The following is a 7317-nucleotide window of genomic DNA, read 5'->3' on the forward strand; positions in this document are numbered from 1 at the left end:
TTGAAAGATCAAGCCCCACCGGCGATTGGTATTTCCAGCCCCGCCGGCGATTGAGGCGCGGGTTCCGGGGCGGAGCCCCGAGGCGTTCACCACGAGTGGCCGCACGCTTTGGTGCGATTTAACGTAGGCGCATGATCGAGCTCTCGGGGCTGACCAAGCGCTACGGCGAGAAGACGGCCGTGGACGACCTCACCTTCTCCGTCCGGCCAGGAATCGTCACCGGATTCCTCGGCCCCAACGGCGCGGGCAAGTCCACGACGATGCGGATGATGCTCGGCCTCGACAATCCGACGGCGGGCGACGTCCGGATCGACGGCAAACACTACGCCCAGCTGAAGGACCCACTGCGCTACATCGGCGCGCTGCTGGACGCGAAGGCGATGCACGGCGGCCGCAACGCCTACAACCACCTCCTGTGCCTGGCGCAGTCCAACGGCATCCCCAAGAGCCGCGTACACGAGGTGCTCGACACGGTCGGCCTCACGGCGGTGGCCCGTAAGAAGGCGAAGGGCTTCTCGCTCGGCATGGGGCAGCGGCTCGGCATCGCCGGAGCGCTGCTCGGCGACCCGAAGATCCTGATGTTCGACGAGCCGGTCAACGGGCTCGACCCCGAGGGCATCCACTGGATCCGCAACCTGATGAAATCCCTCGCGAACGCCGGCCGTACCGTCTTCGTCTCCTCCCACCTGATGAGCGAAATGGCGCTCACCGCCGACCACTTGGTCGTCATCGGCCAGGGCCGCCTGCTCGCCGACACATCGATGGCGGACTTCATCCGGGACAACTCGCGCTCGTACGTCCGGCTGCGCTCACCGCAGCGCGAACTGCTGCTCGACGTGCTGCACCGGGCCGGCATCACGGTCGTGGAGTCCGGCGGCGCCCTTGAGGTGGACGGCCACCCCGCCGAGGAGCTCGGCGAGCTCGCGGCGCGCAACCAGCTCGTCCTGCACGAACTGAGCCCGCAGCAGGCATCCCTGGAAGAGGCGTTCATGCAGCTGACGGCGGAGTCGGTGGAGTACCACGCGCACACGGACGCTCCGCAGCAGCAGAACCCGCAAGACCCGCTGACGCCACCGAACCCGCAGGGTCCACAGAATCCGCAGCAGTCGGGCTGGGGTTCGAGCTGGGACCGGGCGAACCGAGAGAAGGGCGCCTGAGATGGCCGCGGCCCAGGTCCTCCGCTCCGAGTGGACCAAGATCAAATCGGTGAACTCGACGGCCTTCACACTCGGCCTCGCGGTGCTCGTATCCGTCGGCCTCGGCATGCTGATCAGCGCGCTGACCGGCAACGAGTTCGACAAGATGTCGACCGGCGACAAGCTGACCTTCGACCCGACCTTCATCTCCTTCTCCGGCCTCACCCTCGGCCAGCTCGCGATGCTGGTCTTCGGGGTCCTCGTGGTCGCGAGCGAGTACAGCACGGGCATGATCCGCACCTCGCTCGCGGCGGTCCCGCAGCGGGGCACGTTCCTCTTCTCCAAGATCCTGGTCGCCGCGCTGCTCGCGCTCGTCGTCGCGCTGATCATCAGCTTCGCGTCGTTCTTCCTCGGCCAGCTGATGCTCGGCGACCACGGCACGGACCTGGGCGCCCCGAACGTGCTGCGCGCGGTGTTCGGCGCCGCCGTCTACATGACGCTGCTGACGATGTTCTCCATGGGCGTCGCGGCGATGCTCCGCTCCCCCATGCTCTCGCTCGGCATCCTGATGCCGTTCTTCTTCCTGGTCTCGCCGATCCTCGGCAGCGTCTCGGCCACGAAGAAGGTCGCCCAGTACTTCCCCGACCAGGCGGGCCTGAAGGTCATGCAGGTGGTGGACGCACCGAGCGACGACGCGCCGTACGGGCCGGGAGGCGGGCTCCTGATCCTGCTGGTGTGGGTGGCGGTGGCCCTGATCGTCGGCTACGTCCTGCTGAAGAAGCGGGACGCGTAGTCCCCTCCGGCCCCGCCCGACGCTTTGCTCACTCTTGGCCGGAACCGTCAGCTCGCATATAGGCTCCTAACCCTTACGGGGGGCGTCTGCCCCGTCCTGAAACTCTCAGAACCTTCCGATGGGTGCGGAGAATGATCGAGGCAGTCGGCCTGACGAAGCGCTACGGCGCGAAGACAGCCGTGCACAACCTTTCCTTCCAGGTGCGGCCGGGAACCGTGACCGGGTTCCTCGGGCCGAACGGCTCGGGCAAGTCCACCACGATGCGCATGATCCTCGGCCTCGACCAGCCGACCGCGGGCCGGGTGACCATCGCCGGCCACCCGTACAACAAGCTCCCGAACGCGCCGCGGCAGGTCGGCGCGCTGCTCGACGCGAAGGCCGTGCACGGGGGCAGGACCGCCCGCAGCCATCTGCTGAGCCTGGCCCAGCTCTCCGGCATCCCGGCCCGCCGCGTCGACGAGGTGCTCGGCGTCGTCGGGCTGCAGGATGTCGCGAAGCGGCGTTCCAAGGGGTTCTCGCTCGGCATGGGGCAGCGGCTCGGCATCGCCGCCGCGCTCCTCGGCGACCCACAGGTGCTGCTCTTCGACGAGCCGGTCAACGGGCTCGACCCCGAGGGCATCCTCTGGGTCAGGAACCTGATGAAGCAGCTTGCCTCCGAGGGGCGCACGGTCTTCGTCTCCTCGCACCTGATGAGCGAGATGGCGCTCACCGCCGAGCACCTGATCGTGATCGGGCGCGGGCAGCTGCTCTCCGACATGAGCGTGCGGGACTTCATCGCGCACAACTCCGCCGGCTTCGCCCGGGTGCGCACCCCCGACAGCGAGCCGCAGCAGCGCGAGAAGCTGACGGCCGCGCTGACCGAGGCGGGCGGCCAGGTGCTGCCCGAGCAGGACGGCGGGCTGCGGGTCACGGGCCTGCCGCTGCCGCGCATCAGCGACCTGGCGCACGGCGCCGACGTACGGCTGTGGGAGCTGTCGCCGCACCAGGCCTCGCTGGAAGAGGCCTACATGCGGATGACGCAGGGCGCCGTCGACTTCCGCTCGACCGCCGACCAGCGCGCGGGTCTGCACGAGCCGCTGCCGCCCGGCGCTGTGCCGCCCGGTCAGATGCCGGTGCCCGGCCAGGGCCAGCCCGGATGGTACGCCCCACCACCGCCCCAGGCCCCGGTTCAGCCGCCCGCCCAACCGCCCGCCCAGGCGCCCGTAGCGGGCCAGAATCCGTACGCGGCCCCGATGCCGCAGCCGGGCACGCCCATGGCCCCGCCGAGCGCGCAGATGCCGCAGCCGAGCGCACCGATGCCCCCGCCGAGCGCCCCGGTGGCCCCGCCCGGCGCACCGATGCCGCCGCCCGCCGCCCCGCCGAACCCGGCCGGCACCGGGCCGAGCCCCGCCGCCCCGCCGATGGACAAGGAGACCCGGTGACCACGCCGAGCACGCCGTACCCGCCCCTCACCGCACCCGGCGCCTCGTACGCCTCGCCCATCCCGATCCGCAAGGCGCACCTCGGCGACGCGCTCGCCTCGGAGTGGACGAAGATCCGCTCCGTGCGCTCCACGATGTGGACGCTGGGCGTGATGATCGTGCTGATGGTCGGCCTCGGTCTCGGCTCGGCCGCCGTGGTCGCCGCCGACGACGGCTCGTCGCCGAGCAGCGAGCAGGTGCTCAGCCTCGGCTTCTTCGGCACGCTGCTCGGCACCATCTGCGTGATGACCCTCGGCGTCCTGACCATCGCCTCCGAGTACGGCACCGGCATGATCCGTACGACGATGACGGCCTGCTCCAGTCGGAGCCGGGTGCTCGCCGCCAAGGCCATCGTCTTCTTCCTGCTCGTCACGGTGCTGACCACCGTGTTCGCCGCGCTCGTCGGCGCCCTCCAGGTGGGCATCGTGGGCACGGACTCCCCGGAGGGCGGCACGTGGGCGAAGTCGACCGTCGGCGTCGGCCTGTTCGTCGCGCTGCTCGGCCTGCTCGGCCTCGCCGTCGGCACGCTCGTACGGCACTCGGCGGGCGCGATCACCATCATGGTCGGCATCGTCCTGCTGCCGCTCGTCATGGCGATCTTCATGTTCTCGGAGGCGCTCAAGGACCTGCAGCAGGCGCTGTTCGAGTACTCGGTCCCCAGCCAGCTCGCCGTGCTCTACGACAACTCGATGACCGCGGGCTCGGGCCCGACCGGCTGGCAACCCCTGTGGATCATGGCGGCGATCACCGCGGTGGCGCTCGGCGGCGCGTTCCTGTCGCTCAACAGCCGCGACGTATAAGGGTCCTGGGGCCCGGCGGCCCTCAGTACCTCGGCGCGTTCCTGGACCGCTGCACCTTCGTGGTGCGGCGGTCCTTCGCGTTCCAGCACGCCTTGTGCCAGTGCCGCCTGCTCTCTACTCCCCCGAACTCGGGCCAGGCGACGACATGGGCGACCCCGGAGGGGATCTGCTGGTCGCAGCCCGGGCAGCGGTACGTCTTTCCGGCCGCGCTCGCGCCCGCCACATGGCGCACGCTCCACTCCTCGCCCTGCCAGCTCTCCGTGGACTGGAACCCGCCGTAGCGCCTCGCTTCGTCCCCACTGCCGGTGGACTCGCTGCTGCTGGACGATCCGCCTGCCTTCGGGCGGTTGCGGCGCGGAGACACGTCTCACCTCGGGATGTCTGAACGGTGCGGGAGGGCGTATCAAGCGTACGCCGAAGGCCGCGGGGCTCCGGGCGACACGGTCTGCCGACGCCCGCCGGGAATTGCCGGAAAATCCGCCAATCCTCTTGCCAGGCCGTGTCTTTGGCACTTGCCACCCGTTATTGCCTGTAGGGGGAGTGCCCGCGTCGGCGCCAAGAAAGGCAGGAGTGCGATGCGTGTAGGGACTTTTGTACTGGCGGCCCAGTTTCCGGGTCAGGGGCAGGGCGAGGCGCTGCACCGCGCGGTGCGGTCCGCCGAGGTCGCCGAGGAGGCGGGTCTCGACTCGGTGTGGCTGGCGGAGCACCACTTCGTGCCGTACGGGACCTGTCCATCGGCCGTCACGCTCGCCGCGCTGCTGCTCGGCCGCACGAACACGCTGCGGGTCGGTACGGCGGTCAGCGTGCTGCCGACCGCGCACCCGGTCGCCCTCGGCGAGCAGGCGGCACTGCTGCACGTCACGTCCGGCGGCCGGTTCTCGCTCGGCGTCGGCAGGGGCGGGCCCTGGGTGGACCTGGAGGTCTTCGGGGCGGGCGTCGAGGCGTACGAGAAGGGGTTCCCGGAATCCCTCGACCTGCTCCTCAAGTGGCTGAGGGACGAGCACGTGGCAGGCGCCGGGGGACGCTTCGCCTTCCGTGAGGTCCCGGTCGTGCCGCGCCCGACGGTGGCGATCGGCGGCGCGGCCCAGGAAGGGCCGGAAGTGATCGTTGCCTGTACGTCACCGAAGAGCGTGCGGCTCGCCGCCGAGCGGGGTCTGCCGATGCTGCTCGGCATGCACATCGGGGACGAGGAGAAGGCCGAGATGGTCGGCCAGTGGCGGCGCCACGCGCGCGAGGCCGGGCATGCGGTCGAGGAGATCTACGCGGCGGAGCACGTGTCCGCCGGTGTCGCCCAGATCGGTGACAGCGAGTCGGAGGCCGCGGAGACACTCCTGAAGGCGATGCCGGGTTGGCTGAAGCAGGGGCTTGACGCCCATGTGACGGTCGACGGCAGGGCGCGGGCGATGCGCGACCCGCATGCGTACACGGAGCTGCTGTGCTCCCTGCACCCGGTCGGCACCCCGCAGTTGTGCGCGGACCGGCTCGCGGCCGCATCGGAGCGGACGGGGATCTCCCGGTTCGCGCTGCTCGTCGAGGGCTCCGGGGATCTCACGGCGACGGAGGAGAATGTGCGGCGGCTGGGAGCCGAGGTACTGCCGCAGCTCGACTGAGGCTGTGGCGCGGCACCTCGGCGCCCGCCGGCCCGTACAGATGCACCTCCCGCGTACGGGCCGACAGGCAACGGCTGTTACGCCCTCAACGCTCAGCAGTCACGCAGTTCCGGTGACTGGTTGAGCAGCTGGTTGCGAGCCGAGGTGAAGCGGGCGAGCGTCTCGTCCACCGACGGGTCCTGCGGGAACACCGCGACCCGGTGGCAGTTCTGGAACGCGAGGCGGACACCGAAGTGCCGCTGCAACGCGCCGCGTATCGCGTCACTCGCGAGCGCACGCAGAAGCTGTCCGCGCGCCTGCTCGTCCGGGGGCGGCGTCTGGTTGTCGGCGAACGCTCCGCCGTCGACCTTCAGCTGAGCCACCAGGGAGCTGATCATCTCCCATGCGTAAGGCAGGGAGGTCCGGACGCAGTCGACGAAGTCCTTCTCGTCAACCTCGCCTCGCTCGGCCTGATCCAACAGTGCCGGTGAGACGTCGAGCGACATGGGTTCTCCTCTCGCACCCCCGGGGAGCGGGGGCTGACGGACAGGGCAGAAGTCCTCGGCACGGGCACTCCGTGGAACACGCAGCGTGCACGCGTCGCGACCTCCTGTCTTCTACGGTAGGCAACGTGTCCGAACGGCAACAGGGCGTAGGGGTATTCGTTCGTACACAACCAGCCATTGGCGAACGCGTGCGTAACGCGTGTTCTAGGGCGAAGTGCGTTGGGCCGTGGGGTTCGAGTAGCGTTGCCGACCATGCGTCTCGTCATCGCCCGTTGCTCCGTGGATTACGCGGGCCGGCTCACCGCCCACCTCCCGTCGGCACCCCGCCTCATCCTCGTGAAGGCGGACGGCAGCGTCTCGATCCACGCGGACGACCGTGCCTACAAGCCCCTCAACTGGATGTCACCGCCGTGCACTCTGAAGGAGGGCACCGGAGACGACGAGGGCAAATGGACTGTCGTCAACAAGGCGGGCGAAAAGCTCATCATCACGATGGAGGAGATCCTCCACGACTCGTCGCACGAGCTCGGTGTGGACCCCGGCCTCATCAAGGACGGCGTGGAAGCGCACCTTCAGGAGCTGCTCGCCGATCGCATCGAGACGCTCGGCGAGGGCTACACGCTCATTCGCCGCGAGTACATGACGGCGATCGGCCCGGTCGACATCCTGTGCCGGGATGCCGACGGCGGGACCGTGGCCGTCGAGATCAAGCGTCGTGGCGAGATCGACGGGGTGGAGCAACTCACGCGCTACCTCGAGCTGTTGAACCGTGACCCGCATCTCGCGCCGGTGAAGGGTGTCTTCGCGGCGCAGGAGATCAAGCCGCAGGCGCGTGTGCTCGCGACGGACCGGGGGATCGGTTGCGCCGTGCTGGACTATGACGCGATGCGGGGTATCGAGGACGACAAGCTGCGGCTCTTCTGACCGGGCGCGCGAGGCGGCGTTGACGTCACGGGGCTCCGCCCCGGACCCCGCTGCTCAATCGCCGCAGGGGCTGAAAGATCGCCTCAATCGCCGGCGGGGCTTGATGAGC

8 protein-coding genes are annotated in these 7317 nt (G+C 69.7%); 6 read left to right on the forward strand and 2 right to left on the reverse strand.

Annotation, left to right across the window (positions count from 1 at the left end; genetic code table 11):
• Positions 1-131: 131 nt before the first annotated feature.
• The 4 genes from ABT004_RS35355 (at position 132) to ABT004_RS35370 (ending at position 4189) form a co-directional block, all read left to right on the forward strand.
• Positions 132-1157, forward strand: a complete 1026-nt coding sequence (locus tag ABT004_RS35355) for an ABC transporter ATP-binding protein (RefSeq protein WP_351345601.1) — start codon at positions 132-134, stop codon at positions 1155-1157.
• Position 1158: 1 nt separating this feature from the next.
• On the forward strand, positions 1159-1929 hold the full coding sequence (locus ABT004_RS35360; protein WP_351345604.1) for an ABC transporter permease: 771 nt from the start codon (positions 1159-1161) through the stop codon (positions 1927-1929).
• Positions 1930-2060: 131 nt separating this feature from the next.
• Complete coding sequence (locus ABT004_RS35365; RefSeq protein WP_351345607.1) at positions 2061-3350, forward strand: ABC transporter ATP-binding protein; 1290 nt, start codon at positions 2061-2063, stop codon at positions 3348-3350.
• The gene (locus ABT004_RS35370; protein ID WP_351345610.1) at positions 3347-4189 is read left to right on the forward strand and encodes an ABC transporter permease; all 843 of its coding nucleotides are present in this window, start codon (positions 3347-3349) and stop codon (positions 4187-4189) included. Before ABT004_RS35365 ends, ABT004_RS35370 begins: the two co-directional genes overlap by 4 nt.
• Before the next feature lie 22 nt (positions 4190-4211).
• On the opposite strand, the gene ABT004_RS35375 is transcribed toward ABT004_RS35370, so the two are convergent.
• Positions 4212-4553: an Rv1322 family protein gene (locus ABT004_RS35375; RefSeq protein WP_351345613.1), complete on the reverse strand. Its 342-nt coding sequence runs from the start codon at positions 4551-4553 to the stop codon at positions 4212-4214.
• Between the two features lie 211 nt (positions 4554-4764).
• On the opposite strand from ABT004_RS35375, the gene ABT004_RS35380 reads away from it, so the two are divergent.
• Positions 4765-5799: an LLM class flavin-dependent oxidoreductase gene (locus ABT004_RS35380; RefSeq protein WP_351345616.1), complete on the forward strand. Its 1035-nt coding sequence runs from the start codon at positions 4765-4767 to the stop codon at positions 5797-5799.
• A 92-nt stretch (positions 5800-5891) separates the two neighbouring features.
• Here the strand turns inward: ABT004_RS35380 and ABT004_RS35385 are convergent, their stop codons facing one another.
• Positions 5892-6284: an SCO5389 family protein gene (locus ABT004_RS35385; protein ID WP_266714153.1), complete on the reverse strand. Its 393-nt coding sequence runs from the start codon at positions 6282-6284 to the stop codon at positions 5892-5894.
• Positions 6285-6536: 252 nt separating this feature from the next.
• Here ABT004_RS35385 and nucS point away from each other — a divergent pair, with 252 nt between their 5' ends.
• The gene (gene nucS / locus ABT004_RS35390) at positions 6537-7208 is read left to right on the forward strand and encodes an endonuclease NucS (protein WP_351345619.1); all 672 of its coding nucleotides are present in this window, start codon (positions 6537-6539) and stop codon (positions 7206-7208) included.
• Positions 7209-7317 lie beyond the last annotated feature (109 nt).

Origin of the sequence: Streptomyces sp. NPDC002790 (assembly GCF_040295505.1) — a bacterium.
Taxonomy (GTDB): domain Bacteria; phylum Actinomycetota; class Actinomycetes; order Streptomycetales; family Streptomycetaceae; genus Streptomyces.